At 63.9% G+C, this 16286-nt stretch carries 18 protein-coding genes; all 18 read right to left on the bottom strand.

What is annotated here, in order from left to right:
- Nucleotides 1-2: 2 nt before the first annotated feature.
- The 18 genes from M2332_RS10685 to M2332_RS10600 all read right to left on the bottom strand — a co-directional run bounded on the left by M2332_RS10685 (nt 3) and on the right by M2332_RS10600 (nt 16238).
- Nucleotides 3-875: a F0F1 ATP synthase subunit gamma gene (locus M2332_RS10685; RefSeq protein ID WP_181561057.1), complete on the bottom strand. Its 873-nt coding sequence runs from the start codon at nt 873-875 to the stop codon at nt 3-5.
- Nucleotides 876-959: 84 nt separating this feature from the next.
- A complete protein-coding gene (gene atpA, locus M2332_RS10680) occupies nt 960-2489 on the bottom strand; it encodes a F0F1 ATP synthase subunit alpha (RefSeq protein WP_264574019.1) in 1530 nt (509 codons plus the stop codon).
- Between the two features lie 30 nt (nt 2490-2519).
- Complete coding sequence (locus tag M2332_RS10675; RefSeq protein ID WP_264574018.1) at nt 2520-3074, bottom strand: F0F1 ATP synthase subunit delta; 555 nt, start codon at nt 3072-3074, stop codon at nt 2520-2522.
- 152 nt (nt 3075-3226) lie between these two features.
- A complete protein-coding gene (locus tag M2332_RS10670) occupies nt 3227-5002 on the bottom strand; it encodes a hypothetical protein (protein ID WP_264574017.1) in 1776 nt (591 codons plus the stop codon).
- Nucleotides 4999-5400 carry a GtrA family protein gene (locus tag M2332_RS10665; RefSeq protein WP_264574016.1) on the bottom strand — a complete coding sequence of 134 codons (402 nt, stop codon included), beginning with the start codon at nt 5398-5400 and terminating at the stop codon, nt 4999-5001. The genes M2332_RS10670 and M2332_RS10665 overlap by 4 nt, the downstream gene beginning before the upstream one ends.
- 7 nt (nt 5401-5407) lie before the next feature.
- Entirely contained in the window at nt 5408-6940 is a 1533-nt protein-coding gene (locus M2332_RS10660; protein WP_264574015.1) for an NAD(P)/FAD-dependent oxidoreductase, read from the bottom strand.
- A gap of 87 nt (nt 6941-7027) precedes the next feature.
- On the bottom strand, nt 7028-8971 hold the full coding sequence (gene acs, locus M2332_RS10655) for an acetate--CoA ligase (protein WP_264574014.1): 1944 nt from the start codon (nt 8969-8971) through the stop codon (nt 7028-7030).
- A gap of 107 nt (nt 8972-9078) precedes the next feature.
- On the bottom strand, nt 9079-9600 hold the full coding sequence (locus tag M2332_RS10650) for an MmcB family DNA repair protein (RefSeq protein WP_181561064.1): 522 nt from the start codon (nt 9598-9600) through the stop codon (nt 9079-9081).
- Nucleotides 9601-9706: 106 nt separating this feature from the next.
- Nucleotides 9707-10327, bottom strand: coding sequence for a cell wall hydrolase (locus tag M2332_RS10645; protein ID WP_264574013.1), 621 nt, complete (start codon nt 10325-10327; stop codon nt 9707-9709).
- Between the two features lie 174 nt (nt 10328-10501).
- Entirely contained in the window at nt 10502-10843 is a 342-nt protein-coding gene (locus tag M2332_RS10640; protein ID WP_264574012.1) for a DUF1491 family protein, read from the bottom strand.
- On the bottom strand, nt 10840-11352 hold the full coding sequence (locus M2332_RS10635) for a PaaI family thioesterase (RefSeq protein WP_264574011.1): 513 nt from the start codon (nt 11350-11352) through the stop codon (nt 10840-10842). The genes M2332_RS10640 and M2332_RS10635 overlap by 4 nt, the downstream gene beginning before the upstream one ends.
- Nucleotides 11312-11779: a PTS sugar transporter subunit IIA gene (locus tag M2332_RS10630; RefSeq protein ID WP_264574010.1), complete on the bottom strand. Its 468-nt coding sequence runs from the start codon at nt 11777-11779 to the stop codon at nt 11312-11314. Before M2332_RS10630 ends, M2332_RS10635 begins: the two co-directional genes overlap by 41 nt.
- 181 nt (nt 11780-11960) lie before the next feature.
- Complete coding sequence (hpf, locus tag M2332_RS10625; protein ID WP_264574009.1) at nt 11961-12548, bottom strand: ribosome hibernation-promoting factor, HPF/YfiA family; 588 nt, start codon at nt 12546-12548, stop codon at nt 11961-11963.
- 67 nt (nt 12549-12615) lie between these two features.
- Nucleotides 12616-13317 carry a DNA polymerase III subunit epsilon gene (gene dnaQ / locus M2332_RS10620; RefSeq protein ID WP_264574008.1) on the bottom strand — a complete coding sequence of 234 codons (702 nt, stop codon included), beginning with the start codon at nt 13315-13317 and terminating at the stop codon, nt 12616-12618.
- Nucleotides 13318-13344: 27 nt separating this feature from the next.
- Nucleotides 13345-13950 (bottom strand): dephospho-CoA kinase, encoded by a 606-nt coding sequence (gene coaE / locus M2332_RS10615; protein WP_264574007.1) that lies wholly within the window; start codon nt 13948-13950, stop codon nt 13345-13347.
- A 22-nt stretch (nt 13951-13972) separates the two neighbouring features.
- On the bottom strand, nt 13973-14797 hold the full coding sequence (locus M2332_RS10610; RefSeq protein ID WP_264574006.1) for a shikimate dehydrogenase family protein: 825 nt from the start codon (nt 14795-14797) through the stop codon (nt 13973-13975).
- Entirely contained in the window at nt 14794-15399 is a 606-nt protein-coding gene (locus M2332_RS10605) for a Maf family protein (RefSeq protein ID WP_264574005.1), read from the bottom strand. Before M2332_RS10605 ends, M2332_RS10610 begins: the two co-directional genes overlap by 4 nt.
- Nucleotides 15396-16238, bottom strand: a complete 843-nt coding sequence (locus M2332_RS10600) for a pyruvate, water dikinase regulatory protein (protein WP_181561073.1) — start codon at nt 16236-16238, stop codon at nt 15396-15398. The genes M2332_RS10605 and M2332_RS10600 overlap by 4 nt, the downstream gene beginning before the upstream one ends.
- Between the last annotated feature and the right edge of the window lie 48 nt (nt 16239-16286).

Genomic DNA, 16286 nt, shown 5'->3' with positions numbered 1-16286 from the left:
CGTTAAAGCGCTTCTGCGCCCGAAATGATTTCCACCAGCTCGGTGGTGATCGCGGCCTGACGGCTGCGGTTGTACTCGATCGTCAGACGATTGATGAGATCGCCAGCGTTGCGCGTCGCATTGTCCATCGCGGTCATCGATGCGCCCTGCTCGCTGGCCATGTTCTCCAGCAACGCCTTGAAGATCTGGATGGTGATGTTGCGCGGAAGAAGATCCGCGAGGATCGCTTCCTCGTCCGGCTCATATTCGACAGCGGCGCCCGAAGAGGCGGGCGCATCCGCCGGCACAGCGACCGGGATGATCTGCTGCTCGGTCGGCGTCTGCACCAGCGGCGAGCGGAACGCGGCATAGAAGAGATGGGCCACGTCGAACTCACCGGCAAAAAAGCGTTCGGAGATGTCCTGCGCGACGGCCTGCGCCTCGTCGAAACCGGGCGTGCGCACGTCCGTCGTATCGAACTGACCGGCGATGAGGCCGGGGAAGGTGCGCGCGATTACCGCGCGACCCTTGCGGCCGATGAGGTAGAACTTCACCGTCTTGCCCTGCGCGATCAGCACGCGCGCCTTGGCGACAGCCGCCTTGACGATGTTGGCGTTGAAGGCACCCGCCAGACCCTTGTCGCCATTGGCCACAACGAGCAGATGCACGTCGTCCTTGCCCGTGCCAGCAAGCAGACGCGGTGCGCTGTCGCCGGTCACCTTGCCGGCAAGACTGGCAACGACCTTCTCGAGCCGCTGGGCATAGGGGCGCCCGGCTTCGGCCGCCGCCTGCGCCTTGCGCAGCTTGGCCGCAGCGACCATCTGCTTGGCCTTGGTGATCTTCTGGGTCGACTTGACCGAGGCGATCCGACCCTTGAGTTCCTTGAGCGAAGCCACTGGCTCAACCTACCTTTTCATCGTCGTGCCGGTCATGCCGGCATCAGGTCCCCACCGGTTAGGCCGATGGGGATGCGAACCATCTCAGGCGAACGTCTTGCCGAACGCGTCCAGCACGTCCTTGACCTTGGCCTTCACATCGTCGCCGAGGTCACGGCTGTCGCGAATCGCGGTCAGGATATCGGCATGGTGGGCGCGCATATGGGCCAGCATCGCTGCTTCGTAGCGGGTGACGTCGCTGGTCGCGATGCCATCGAGATAGCCATTGGTGCCGGCGAAGATCGACACGGTCTGCTCCTCGAAAGGCAGGGGCGAGAACTGCGGCTGCTTGAGCAGCTCCGTCAGGCGCGCACCGCGGTTCAGCAGCTTCTGCGTCGAGGCGTCGAGGTCCGAGCCGAACTGGGCGAACGCTGCCATTTCGCGATACTGGGCCAGCTCCAGCTTGATCGAGCCGGACACCTTCTTCATCGCCTTGGTCTGCGCCGCCGAACCCACGCGAGACACCGAGAGACCCACGTTAATGGCAGGACGGATGCCCTGATAGAACAGGTTCGTTTCGAGGAAGATCTGACCGTCGGTGATCGAGATCACGTTGGTCGGAATGTAGGCGGACACGTCGCCGGCCTGCGTCTCGATGATCGGCAGCGCGGTGAGCGAACCGGCGCCATTGGCGTCGTTCATCTTGGCGGCACGCTCGAGCAGACGGCTGTGCAGATAGAACACGTCGCCCGGATAGGCTTCGCGGCCCGGCGGACGACGCAGCAGCAGCGACATCTGGCGATAGGCGACGGCCTGCTTGGAAAGGTCGTCGAACACGATCACGGCGTGCATGCCATTGTCGCGGAAATACTCGCCCATCGCGGCGCCGGTATAGGGCGCCAGGAACTGCAGCGGCGCCGGCTCGGACGCGGTGGCGGCGATGACGATGGAATATTCCATCGCGCCATTCTCTTCGAGCTGACGGACGATCTGCGCAACGGTCGAGCGCTTCTGGCCGACGGCGACGTAGATGCAGTAGAGCTTCTTGCTCTCGTCGGTGCCGGCGTTCGGGCCCTTCTGGTTGATGAAGGTATCGATCGCGACAGCGGTCTTGCCGGTCTGGCGGTCACCGATGATCAGCTCGCGCTGACCACGGCCGATCGGCACCAGCGCGTCAATGGCCTTGAGGCCGGTCTGCACCGGCTCATGCACCGACTTGCGGGGAATGATGCCCGGCGCCTTCACCTCGACGCGCGAACGCAGGTCCGACTGGATCGGGCCCTTGCCGTCAATGGGGTTGCCGAGGCCGTCGACCACGCGGCCGAGCAGACCCTTGCCGACCGGAACGTCCACGATGGTGCCGGTCCGCTTGACGACGTCACCTTCCTTGATCTCGGCGTCCGAGCCGAAGATCACGACGCCGACATTGTCGGCTTCCAGGTTGAGGGCCATGCCCTGCACGCCGTTGGAGAACTCGACCATCTCACCGGCCTGAACCTTGTCGAGGCCGTGGATGCGCGCGATGCCGTCACCGACGCTGAGCACGGTGCCGACTTCGCTGACTTCCGCTTCGGCGCCGAAGTTGGCGATCTGGTCCTTGATGACCTTGGAGATTTCTGCGGCGTTGATATCCATGTTCAGCCTTTCATCGGATTCTTTGGCGCGTTAGCCGCGCATCGCCTGGGCGAGCTTGTTCAGTCGGGTACGGAGCGAGCTGTCGATCATCTGGCTGCCCATCTTGACGACGAGGCCACCCATGATTTCGGGATCGACGGTAAGATCAAGAGCCATGTCGCGGCCCGTGCGCGCCTTGAGCTGCTTGGCCAGCGCATTCTGCTGGTCCTGGGTCAGCGGGAAGGCGGAGGTCACTTCCGCGCGCGTCTCGCCGCGATGGGCGGAGAGCAGCGTGGAGAATGCCCGAATCACGGCAGGAATCTGCGAGAGGCGGCGATTCTGCGCCAGTACGCCCAGCGTCCGCTCCGTCAGCGAATCGAGCCCGAGGCTCTGCGCTACGGCCTTGATTGCCTTGGCAGCATTGTCGCGGCCGACCAGCGGGCTCTGCGTCAATGCTTTGAGATCGTTCGATTCGGCCAGCGCGGCCTTGAGAGTCTCAAGGCTTGCCGCCACCGAATCGAGCGCCCCCTTGTCCCGCGCCAGCTCAAAAAGCGCGAGCGCATAACGCCCCGCCAAGCTAGCCTGAATACCGCTGGAATGCTCCACGCGCGCCTTGCCTCTTGTCCGAATTGAATCGCGCCAGAAAAGGGGAGGTACGGCTGCACCCCCCTTGACACGGGGGGGCGGTTAGCAGGGGTCGCCCTGCGATGCAAGTCGGGAGGGACAGGCCGGGCACGGATGCGCCGGAAGGCGTGACGTCAGCGCAAAATGCGGTACAAATGCGACCCCGGCTGCTGCAGGCGGTCATCGGGGACCAGCCAAGGCGGCACCTGTCCATCCGTCAGACTGGCAGCAAGGCCGTGAGGCGCGGCCTTGAGATAATTGCGCGCCTCCGGCGCGGTCGGGCACAGCAGCAGATATTGCGCGGGTGTCGCCAGAACGATCGCGCGCGCGTTGTCGGGCTTAGCTGTGAAGGCGCGAATGACCGTCGCCATCGCGGCACTGTTCCGATGATAGCCCGCTGCGATGATCGAGAGATTGGTGCGATAGAGAATCAGCGGTCCCATATCGATCGGCGCGAAGATCTGGCCGGACCCCAGAGACTTGAACATCGGGCTGGCGATGGCGGTCGGGCAGTCGCCATCCGTCCGCGCGTCGGTGCTGCCTTTATCGGGCGGGAACAGCATCTGGCCGAGCCCATAGGCCGGGAGTGCCGTCGAGAGGAGGAGGGTGCCCGCCATCGTGAGGCTCCAGCCGATTCGCGGCCGAAAACGATGGCGCTGGCCGGCGAGCAGCATAATGGCGGCGGCCATGCCGGGCAGGGCATAGAGCTCTGCCACCGCTGTCGCCCGCATCACGGCCATGCCGAGCAGCCAGGCGAATGTGACAGCCAGCGCCAAACCCAGCCACGTCATCGCATCGGATGACCGGCGACAAGCCCAGGCCCTCCACACGGCAGCGATGACACCGGGGAGAGGGGCCAGAATCATCAAGGTCGCGAACGCGCCGCCCTGTCGCCAAAAGGGCAGGCCCTCGCGGACGCTATAATACCAGTAATCGCGCACCAGAGGATCCAGCCCGGCAAATGGCCCCGCCAGACAGGCGGGCGCGATCAGCGCGACCGCAGCGGCGGCGCTGGCTCCGGCGACAATGAGCGGGACGAGGCGCATCGCTGGATTGGCGGGACGAAGCAGGCGGTCGACCAGGAAGAGCATTGCGCCCGCAATGAACAGCGCGGCGATGTAGGGCGCGGAGATCGCGTCGCAATGGCTCTCCACAATCAGGCCAGCGCCGCGGGTGCCGAGAATCAGCAACAGGCTCGCGCCGATCAGCGCCGCCATGAACAGATGGATGCGCCGGTCGCCGGTGCGCACAAACGCCAGCGCATAGAGGCCGGCGAACAGCGCCGCATAAGGCAGGCCTTCAATGGATACATGCATCCAGACCGCACAAGCCAGCGCACATCCAACCGCAGCCCAGCGGCCGGGCCGGGTCCACGCCAGCAGGGCGCAGGCGGCCATCAGCAACTGCCAGCCATGATGATCGACCCGCATCGGCGCAAACTGCAGCCCGACCATGAGGCAGGCGGGCAACAGGGCGAGCATCAGCAATGCGACTTCCCGCCCGGCGATATCCCGGAGCAGCCGGCCCATGACGAGCATCAGGGCGAGACAGAGCAGGGCAGGCACCGCCACCAATGCGACGACTTCCGCCATGGGCTGGCCGACAAGGGGCCGAAGCAGCACGATCACCAAAGCGATCGGCAGGTCCACCAGCCGGGACCAGTGCAGGTCCCCACCGGTCGGCAGATTCATGCGATATTGCGTGACGTCACTCCACGCCTGGCCATTCAGCCAGTCGCGGACCTGGACCATGCGCATGTAATTGTCCGGATCGCCGAGCGAACCCGCCCTCGTCTCGGTCCAATTGGGTATGGCGAGAAGGGCCATGGCGAAGAGCCAGATGAGCGGCACGTAGCGGTAAAAGGGCTCAGTGTGCCCGAGGCGCTGGCCCGAAACATCCCCGGCAGTCATACGAAAACGATCGCCTTGCGCAGCATATAGGTTGCCTGGAAACTGACAGCGACCGCCAGCGCCTTGGCGAGCAGGGGCATCACCCCGAGCATCGCGCCAAGCGCGACGATGCCGGTCGTCAGCGCCAGACCGATCAGCGCAGACCCCACGAACAGCGCCTTCTGACGAACGCGATCCGCGCCACTCGCAGCGACGCCTTGCGCGAAGACCAGACGCGAGGAGATCAGCCAGTGCATGAGGATTCCGGTCATATAACCAAAAGCCGCCGCGGCGGCAGGGGCCATGCCCAGGTGCAGGCCGGCCATGAATAGCCCGACGTCGCCAGCCAGCGCGACGAGGCTAGCAAGACCATAACGCAGATAGGTGTGGCCGAGCAGCCCGGCCAGGAACGCGCCCATCACCCGATCATGCCACCATGCGGCGCCCGGCGGGCACCGCTCGCTGGCTCTCCAGCGCCGCACGCTCTCCCGCGCTCAGGGCGCCCTCATGGCCCGCTTCATGATATTCGGCATCCTCGTTGACGCCCCAAATATCGAACACCCGCTTGCCGGCGATGATGTTGCGCACGGTCAGCATGGCCGTCATCATCGCGTGATCCTGATTGTTGTAGCGATGCATCCCGTTCCGCCCGATCAGGTGAAGCGTGGGATATTTGTCTTCCAGCTCGGCGCGAATGGCCGCGACATTCGCCGCATAAGCCTCGTCATAGACGGGATAGGCTTTCTCCTGACGCACCACAGCGCCGCCGACCACCTGATCCGCGCGGATGAGGCCCATCAGTACCATCTCCTCGGTCGCCAGCGCGATCAGCTCCTCATCGCTGGATGACCAGAGCCCGTCGCCTTCGAAGCAGAAATATTCGAGGCCCACGCAGGCGATATCGGGATCGGGCACCATTTCGGGTGACCAGCTGCGGAAATTCTGCACCCGACCCACCTTCACGCGCGGATCGTGAATGTAGATCCAATTGTCTGGAAACAGGTCTTCGGAGCGGATCATCAGCGCGACCGTCAGAAAATCGCGATAGTTGAGCGCCAGCGCGTGCCCGAGCGTCTTGGGCACCGGATGGATGCGGCTCGCCAGCTCCCGCATCGGCGCGGAGCTGATCACATGGTCAGCACTGATCGCGACCGTATCGCCGCCCGCCCGCGTCGCGGTAACGCGCCACCGGCCTGTCACCTGATCGCGGTGAATCTGCTTGAGGGCATGGCCCATCAGCACATGATTGCCGCCTTCGACCACGCGGTCGCGCGCCGCATCCCACATCATCCCGGGCCCGAGGCGCGGGTAGCGGAAATTCTCGAGCAGGGTCTTGGCACCCATGCCGTTGTTTGGCTTTTTGTTGAGGCCAAGGCTGCGCTTGAGGCCATCCAACACCGCCTTGCCCAGGCTCAGGCCCTTGATGCGCTGCGCCGCCCAGTCGGCGGACATGGTATCGCACGGCATCCCCCAGACCTTCTCGGTGTAGGTCTTGAAGAAGATGGAATAGAGCTTGCGTCCGAACTGGTTGACCACCCAGTCCTCGAAGCTGCGCACCGGCTTGATCGGCGCGACCTTGGCCTTGGCGTAGCTCAGCATGCAAAGGGTCGAGCGAATGATGCCGAGATTGCGCAGCGCCTCGAAGGCGCGCAGCGGATAGCTGTAGAAGCGGCCCTGATAATAGATGCGGCTCATTCTTGGCCGCTCGATGAAATCATGGGGCAGGATCTCGTTCCACAGATCGACCACCTCCTGCGACTTCGAGAAGAAGCGGTGCCCGCCGATATCGAAGCGGAACCCCTCATGCTCGACCGTGCGGCTGATGCCCCCGACCTGCGCGGAATCCTTCTCGATCACCGTCACGCGCAGCCCCGCCTTGGTCAGCAGATAGGCGGCGGTCAGCCCGGCTGGGCCAGCACCAATGATGGCCACATCAACGGAATGGGCGGAATTCGACATTCAGGCAGGTCCCCCGGAACCGAACAGGTCGACTCCGGGAGTGAAGGATCTTGCCTAATATTCCATTAATCCACGCCGCTCGGTGCCTCAGCGCGCCGGGCGCTGCCGGTTAGCGACGAGATGATCCACCACGGCCGGGTCTGCCAGCGTAGAGGTGTCGCCAAGCTGATCCACCGCGTCCTCGGCAATCTTGCGAAGAATCCGGCGCATGATCTTGCCCGAGCGGGTCTTAGGCAGGGCAGGGGCGAACTGGATCGCATCGGGCGTGGCGATCGGGCCGATCTCGTGGCGCACCCATTGCACCAGCGCCTTGCGCAGGTCGTCATCGCCCTCAATGCCGACATTCAGTGTGACATAGGCGTAGATGCCCTGTCCCTTGATGTCATGCGGCATGCCTACCACGGCCGCCTCGGCCACCTTGGCATGCGCAACCAGTGCCGATTCGATCTCGGCCGTGCCCATGCGGTGGCCGGAGACGTTGATGACGTCATCGACCCGGCCGGTGATCCAGTAATAGCCATCCTCATCGCGCCGGCAGCCATCGCCGGTGAAATATTTGCCGGGATAGGTGCTGAAATAGGTCTGGAAGAAGCGCTCATGATCGCCCCACACGGTGCGCATCTGGCCCGGCCAGCTCTCGGCAATCACCAGATTGCCCTCGCACGGGCCTTCGAGGACCTTGCCTTCGGTATCGACGATTTGCGGCACCACGCCGAAGAACGGCTTGGTGGCACTGCCGGGCTTGAGATCGATCGCGCCGGGGAGGGGGGTGATCATGTGGCCGCCGGTTTCGGTCTGCCACCAAGTGTCCATGATGGGGCAGCGCCCGTCGCCGACGACGCGGTGATACCAGTCCCACGCCTCGGGGTTGATCGGCTCGCCGACCGAACCGAGAATGCGCAGGCTCTTGCGGCTGGTCTTTTCCACCCAGGCATCGCCCTCGCGCATCAAGGCGCGGATCGCGGTCGGCGCGGCATAGAAGGTGCTGACGTTGAACTGATCGACCACCTGCCAGAACCGGCTGAAATCGGGATAATGCGGCACGCCCTCGAACATCACCGTCGTCGCGCCGTTGGCGAGCGGGCCGTAGACGATATAGCTGTGGCCGGTGACCCAGCCGATATCGGCAGCACACCAATAGATATCGCCGGGGCGGTAATCGAACACATAATGATGCGTCATCGCCGCCCAGAGCAGATAGCCTGCGCTGGTGTGCAGCACGCCCTTGGGCTTGCCGGTGGAACCGGAGGTGTAGAGGATGAACAGCGGATCCTCGGCACCGATTTCCTCGGCCGGGCAATCGTCCGAGACGCTGTCGCGCAGCACGTCATACCAATGATCGCGGCCCTCTGTCATCGCAACGGCATTGCCGGTTCGGCGCACCACGATCACCGACTCCACGCAGGTGCAATCGTCCAGCGCTTCATCCACATTGGCCTTAAGCGGGATGGTCTTGCCCCCGCGCACGCCCTCGTCCGCCGTGATCACCACCGAGGAATCGCAATCGGTTATGCGCCCCGCGAGACTGTCGGGCGAGAAGCCACCGAACACCACCGAGTGGATGGCGCCGATGCGGGCACAGGCGAGCATCGCCATCGCCGCTTCCGGGATCATCGGCATGTAGATGGTGACCCGGTCGCCCTTGCGGACGCCCTGCGCCTTCAGCACATTTGCAAAGCGGCAAACTTCCCCGTGCAATTCGCGATAGGTGATCGTGCGGCTCTCATCAGGATTGTCGCCTGCCCAGAGGATCGCCGGGACATCGCCGCGCTCCGCCAAATGCCGGTCGAGGCAATTGGCCGCGATGTTGAGCGTGCCGTCGGCGAACCATTTGATGCCGAAGTCCGCTTCATGGAAGCTGGCGTCCTTGACCTGGGTGAAGTCCTTGTTCCAGTCGAGCCGCGCCGCCTCCTTGCGCCAGAAACTGTCCGGCTCTGCAATCGATTGCGTATAAAGGCGTGAATAATCGTCACCGGTCACATAGGCGCGCTCGCGCCAATTCGCAGGCACAGGGTAGAGGGGCTGGCTCACGCACTTCTCCAAAGACTGTTATGCGCCAACCTTAGCCGTTTTGCCGGCCATGCCAAGTCCATCGCGGAGGACACGGAACGCCGGCCCAAAGAAGCAGGCGCCCAGTCTCAGGCGTCGTTGCTCCACAGCAACTGGCCGTCCGGATCGGTGATCTGAGTCAACCGGCGCGCCGCCCGGCGTGCAAGCCGCTGCACTTCGACCTTGCGCCGCGCGGGCGCCAGAGGCTCGCTGGGCGCGGGGCGGAGGATCTCGGCATCATATTGATCGGCGACGATGAGTCCCGTGCGGCCCGGCCACAGCGCCTCGGACTCGAACAGCGTGAGATCAAAGCCGGCAGGCACGGCCCAGAAGTAGCGATCGCAATAATCGAAATAGTCCGGCCATTTGCCGTCCCCGAGCAGGTCGGCACGGCTGCATTTGATTTCCACGGCAATGATCTGGCCGCGGGCATCCACGGCCATGATGTCCAGCCGGCGACCATTGGGGAGCGGCACTTCGGAAATGCCGAAAATATCGTGGCGCGCAAAGAGACGCAGCACCCCGCGCGTGACGGCCAGCGCCGTTCCATCGGTCAATGCAGGATCGCAGGCGATCACAGGTTCAGGCGCAGGTTCAGGATGTGAGGCCATGTGGAGGGATTAGAACACAATAAGAACAACTGCAAGCCAAGCTCAAACGAGACGGGCCGGCCCAGCGCTCTGCTGGCCCGGCCCGGCTGGTGACTGATTGGTTGGCTCAGCGGTAGAAGATATGACCGCCAATGCGCGTGAGGCGATCATGCTTCCAGTTCGGCGACACGCGCGCGGAATGGAAGAACAGGGCGCCTTCGACCGGGTTGTCCCAGCTTCCATCCAGAGCGATCTGGGCGATTGCGCGCGCCGTGCGCCACTGACCGGCATGGGTCGGCGTAGGCAGCTGGCCCTGACGAACGAAACTGAACTGACCCGGCTGCGTGACGACGCCGCACAGGCTGGCGGGGAAACGCCCGGACCGCGCCCGCTCAAGCACGACATTGGCGACGGCGAGCTGGCCGGTCAGGCTCTCGCTGCGCGCTTCATAATAAATGGTGGTGGCGAGACATTTCGCATCAGCGTCGGAAATCTCTTCGACATTGGCCTGCTGGACCAATTCGGCCAGCGAATCGACAGAGTCGGCAGAAGCGGCTTCGTTCGGAGCCGTCTCGGCATCGGGTTCAACCGTTGCGGGAGTCGTCAGGCTTGCAGCGACGACGGCGGGAACCTCGAGCATGGTCGAGAAACCTTGGCGGGCTGTCCCCTCAGGAGCAGCAGCCAGAGCGATTGTGGACGAGAGAAGTCCAACGGTCGCCACGATGGCGACCACGACACGATTGGGCATTCATTCTCAGTACTGTGCGGTGGGTCGGAGATCGGAATGCAGGTCGCATCTATCGTGCGACGCTCAGCGCTCCGGTCCGCCCCCCGTCTGCGTGTTTGCGATGACCTGTCCCCATGACGGCCACACGCAACCTGCGCGAGTTGGTGGGGCCTTTGGCCGCTCAGCTGGGAACTGTCAACTCGTGCACAGTATCTCGGCGGCGAGCCGTTCCCCGTCTGCGACATCCAGTTCCACGAACCAGATATCGGGGTCCACCCGGGTTCTTCTATCTATATATTGTGATATTTCAGAGTCTTGGGTTAAATCCCCAGGCCCGCAGGGGGTGAGCGAAAGAGTCCCGTCAAGGGACGTAACACGCTCAAAAAGCCCGATTGTCCGGCCGCGATCCACCGCCTGCACGACGATGGTTCCGCTCAACGGCTCCCCTTTGTGAAGCACGGTGCCATGCCCCCCCTGCGCCTGGACACGGCGCAACAGAACCCCGATGAGGATCTGGCTCGTCAGGCGCGCGGTCACCGGTCTCCTGCTTCCGGGCGCACATAACCCGGCAGGCCGACCAGCGGAATGGTGGAGCGCATGAACGTGCCGGTACCGCGACCGACTTCCTCGCCCTCGGCATCGACAAGGCGTGCCTCGGCGACAAAAACGCGCCGCTTGCCGCTCAGCCATTTCCCTTCCGCTACGATCGGCCCCGCCTTGAGCGGGCGGGTGAACAGCAGGTTGAATGCGGTGGTGAGGAGGAAGCGATCCGTGACGAGGCTGTTGGCGGCATAAAAAGCCGCATCGTCCAGCATCTTGAAATACAGCGTGCCATGGGTGGCGCCTGCGGCATGGAAATAGTCCGGCGTCACGTCGATGACGATGCGCGCCTCGCCGGGGGCCGAGATATCCAGCCTCGAGGGGAATAATCCGTTGATGGGCGCCGAGGCATAGAGCCGTTCGAGCGCCCGGAAATGCGCGGCCTCGCCGGATGGCGGCGTCCCGTCAGGCTGCGTCACGCGACTCGCCGCCGGCGAGCAGGGCATAGAGCGCGGCGTCCGAGCCAACGCCCCGAATGCGCGCAAGATGACGCTCGTTGCGCAGCAGGCGCGAGACGCGGGCCAGGGTCTTGAGATGCTCGGCGCCGCTATCCTGCGGGGAGAGCAGCATCAACACAACATCTACCGGCACATCATCGATCGCATCGAAGGGGATCGGCTCGGCCAGCAGGACCACCGCGCCATGGACGCTCTCAAGGCCTTCCAGCTTGGCGTGGGGAATCGCGATTCCGCCACCAAAGCCCGTCGAGCCAAGGCGTTCCCGCTCGGTGATGCGCTCGACAACCTCGGCGGCATCGAGCCCATAGGCATCGGCCGCCAACTGACCCAGCTTCAGGAAAAGCTGTTTCTTGTTAGGAAGGGCCACCGCGGACGAAACAGCGTTCGCCGCGAGCAAGTCGCTGAAATTATCCATGTTCAACCCGTGTCCTGCGGCCGACCTGGGGATTTCTGCGCCGGGGTGAAGTCCACCCATCACGGCCGCTTGGAGAAAACTTGGCCGGCTGATAGGCGCAAAGGCCATTCGGGTCAACCGGTTGCCGGGGACGGGGTCAGGGGAGGGAGGGCTGCGCATCGCGCGCAGCCCTCGAGCGCATTCAGGCGCGGGGCGGCTCCACCCAGCCGATGGTCCCGTCAGTGCGACGATAGACCATGTTGAAGGTGGCCGTGCTGCTGTTAAGGAACATGAGCGCATTGGTATTGCGCAGATCGAGCATCATCACCGCATCCGAGACGCTGGCGCGCGGAATATCCACGCGCATCTCCGCGATTACCACCGGTGCGTCGACGTCCACTTCCTCTTCCGCTTCGCTGGACTGGAAGACAACATAATTGGCATCGTCGATGCCGGGCGCATCGCGCTGGGCTTCGGCGGCGAGCGTCTGGCTGTGGCGATCCTTCAGCCGCCGCATGTAGCGGCGCAGCTGCTTTTCGATGCGTTCTGCGGCCTGATCGAAGCAGACATGGGCGTCATGGGCCTCGCCCGCGCCCTTGAGGATCAGCCCTGCCATCACATGGCAGACGATGTCGCAGCGAAAGGCGCCATGAGGCGCGTTGCTGAACGTCACGCTGGAGGAGATGGTGCGCGAGAAATACTTGTCGGCGATCGCCTGCATCCGCTCGGCAACATGCGCCTGAAGCGCCTCGCCGGTGTCGACCTGATGACCCGATACGCGGATTTCCATCTGATTTCTCCTTCTTGTTGGACCTGATGGTCTGTGAACGTGGCGCGCCGCCTAGTGAGGATAATCCTCAGGCCGGGCGATCGAGCCACAAAGGGTGATCGATCTTTTCCAGAAACGCGGCATGGCGCGCCAGTTCCTGCGGGCTCGGCGAAAACAGACGGGCCGGGCGGAACGGGCGGGCAGCCGGAATGGCCATGGATTGTGTGGTCGTCACGGTGACGGTGATCTGTTCTTCCGCCATCAAGGTGAGGCCGATCTGACGCCCGCCGGTCAGCTCTATATACAGCTGCGCGAGCAATTCCGCGTCCAGCAACGCGCCATGCTTGATGCGGTGGCTGCGGTCGATCCCGTAGCGGCTGCACAGGGCATCGAGGCTGTGCTTGGCACCGGGATGAAGAGTCCGCGCAATCGTCAGGCTGTCGATCATCCGCCCCATGTCGACGGTGGGATGGCCGCACCGCTCCAGCTCGGCGTTGAGAAAGCCGAAATCGAACCGTGCATTGTGCGCGACCAGCATGGAATCGCCGAGAAACTCGAGCAACTCTGCGGCCTTGCTGCCGAACAAAGGCTTGTCGGAGAGAAAGCGCGCGGACAGCCCGTGAACCGCCTCGGCCGAGGCGGGCATATCGCGCTGGGGATTGAAATAGGCGTGGTAGGTTTCGCCGGTCGGGATGCGATTGATCAGCTCGACACAGCCGATTTCGACAAGACGGTCACCGCTGAGCGGATCGAAGCCGGTGGTTTCAGTATCGAAGACGATTTCACGCATCGTGGCATTTCACTCGTTGGGGAGGCATTATCGGACCAGCGCCGTGCGAAGGCAAGCAACGAGACGAAAAATCCGTGCTCTCATCCGCCATTTGGGCTGTGCTGTATCCAGCACCAGGTCAGCGCGGCGTCGCTTGAGGTGATCGGGAAGCTGACTGGCCTTGATGGCTTCAAACCGCTTTGCGGTCATGCCGGGCCGGCGAAGCACGCGCCGCCGCTGGAGAGACGGCGCGGCGGAAACGACGACGACCATGTCCACGTGCCGCTCGCCCCGCGTTTCGAACAGCAGCGGGATATCGAGAACGACCATCGGCCGGCTGCGATGACGGCGCAGAAACGCTGCCCGCGCTCCGGCAACGGCGGGATGCACGATCCGTTCCAGGGCCCGCATTTCCTCCGGCTGGCCGATCACCCGGGCACCAAGCATCCGGCGATCGACGCCGGCAGCGCTGGTGGTGCCGGGAAAGCGCGCTTCAATCGCCCCGAGCAAGGCGCCGCCCGGCCCTTGCAATTGATGGACTGCGGCATCGGCATCGAACACCGGCACGCCCGCTGCGCGAAACATGGCGGCCGCGGTCGACTTGCCCATGCCGATCGATCCGGTCAGTCCGATGCGGAATGGACGATGTCTCACGCGCAGACCCGAAAAGCGGCGGTCAGGCAGGCACGAGCAGGCGTTCGCGCAACTGCGCATCCAGCTCGCGCGGCGGCTGGGCATCGAAGAAGATGTCAAAAGCAAGCGCGGCCTGGCCGATCAGCATCTCCAACCCATCGATGCAGATGAGGTCGCGCTTGCGCGATTGCGCCAGCAGCGGTGTTTCCAGCGGGGCATAGACGATGTCGTAGACCATAGCCTTGTCCGGCAATGGTGCCAGATCGGGCGTCCACGGCGGTTGCCCGACCATGCCCAGCGAAGTGGAATTGGCCAGCAGATCGGCAGCCGGCAGTGCCGCATCGAAATCCTGCACGCGACCGGCCAGACCCAGCCGGTCCAGCAAAGCCTGTCCCTTGGCAGCATCGCGCGCCACGATCGTGAGGTCGGTCACCCCCACGGATCGCAAGGCGAACCCGATTGCCTGCGCCGCACCGCCGGTGCCGGCGAGAATCGCGCTGGTGCCGCTCCAGCCCCGTGCCAGCAGCGGTTGGAGAAAGCCGCCGGCGTCGGTGTTGGTGCCGATCAGCGGCCCGCCGGTTTCGCAGGCCACCGTGTTGATGGCGCCGATGCGATCACGCACCCCGCCGGGATCATCGACATAATCCAGCGCCGCGATCTTGTGCGGAATGGTGATATTGCAGCCCAGCCAGTCCGGATCGGCCCGGCGCCTGAGGAAATAGCCGGCCAGGTCCTCCGGCGCGACGCGGGTCTTGCGATACTCCGCATCGATACCGAGCTCTTCCAGCCAGAAATTGTGGATGACCGGCGACTTGCTGTGCGCGATGGGGTCGCCGATCACTTCGGCATATGGTTTTCCCTGACTCATGCCGGCAAGATAGAGCGCACGCGCAAATAGTCGAGCAAAGGAAGCAGAGGCAGGCCCTGCACGGCAAAGAGGCTGCCGGAAACGCGCGAAAACAGCTGGGCGCCCGGTCCCTCGATCCGGTAGCAGCCAACGCACCAGCGGCACTGCTCCCAGTCGAGATCCAGATAATGGTCGATGAAGGCCGCGCTGAGCGGACGCATCTGGAGCGTGACGCTTTCGATCTGGCGCCATTGCGCCTGCCCGGCCTGCGCGATCACGGCCGCGCTATGGAGTTTGTGCGCCCGGCCGCTCATCCGCGCGAGCAGATCGGCCGCGGCTTCCCGTGTCTCAACCTTGTCGATCAGGCCGCCATCATCCAGCTCCAGCGTCTGGTCGCAGCCCAGCACGAACGCGTCCGGGTGCCGCATCGACGGTCGACGGCATTTCCATTCCGCCAGCGCGTCGGCCAGATCGCGGGCGTTCAGGCCCTCGGCAACCAGACTGGCCTTGATCGCATCCTCGTCGACACCGGCTGGAACCGTCTCAAATGGCACGGCAGCGTCGGCGAGCAAGCGCCGGCGGCTTTCGCTCTGCGAGGCGAGCAGCAGAAGGGGCGTGTTCATACTGGCCCAAGCCCCGGCAAGCCGCTGCTGCTTTTCAGCCGTTCCTGATACAGGTTGACGATGGCTGCGGCGGTTTCTTCGATGGAACGGCGGGTGACATCGATCACCGGCCAACCCTGATCGGCAAACATACGACGGGCATGCGCGACCTCTCCATTCACACGCTCCAGATCGACATACGCGGTTTCCGGCGCCTGATTGAGGGAGAGGAGCCGATTGCGCCGCACCTGCACCAGCCGCTCGGCGCCGGCAGTCAGGCCGACGACCATCGGATGCCGCAATTTGAACAGGCTTGGCGGGGGCGGGGATTCCAACACCAGCGGGATGTTGGCCGTCTTGTAGCCGCGATTGGCGAGATAAATGCTCGTTGGCGTCTTCGACGTGCGGGACACGCCGGCAAGGACGATATCCGCCTCCTCCCAATTCTCCCAGCCCACCCCATCATCATGGGCGATGGTGAACTGAATGGCGTCGATCCGCGCGAAATAGGCTTCGTCCAGCACATGTTTGCGACCGGGACGATTGCGCATTTCTTGGCCCAGCAGATTGGACATGGCATCGGTCACCGGATCGAGCGGCGCGACATAGGGAATGCCGATGGCCCGGCAGCCATTTTCCAGTCGGCGGCGCAGGGTAGGGTTGGCCAGGGTGAACAGCACCATGCCGGGATTGCGCGCCACTTCCTCCAAGATGCGCTCAAGATGCTGCTCTGAGCGCACCATTGGCCAGAAATGGCGGATCGTCTCGACATTCTCGAACTGGGCGAGTGCTGCCTTGCCGATATGCTCCAGCGTTTCGCCGGTGGAATCCGAAAGCAGATGCAGGTTCAGGCGGTCCATATCCACCGTTCATGTGGAACATTGCGGGATAACACAAGGGACAGAACT

The sequence above is a fragment of the Sphingobium sp. B11D3A genome, from assembly GCF_025961695.1.
Classification (GTDB): domain Bacteria; phylum Pseudomonadota; class Alphaproteobacteria; order Sphingomonadales; family Sphingomonadaceae; genus Sphingobium.
Note: the sequence above shows the minus strand (reverse complement) of the source record. Positions and strands in the feature narration are given on the sequence as shown.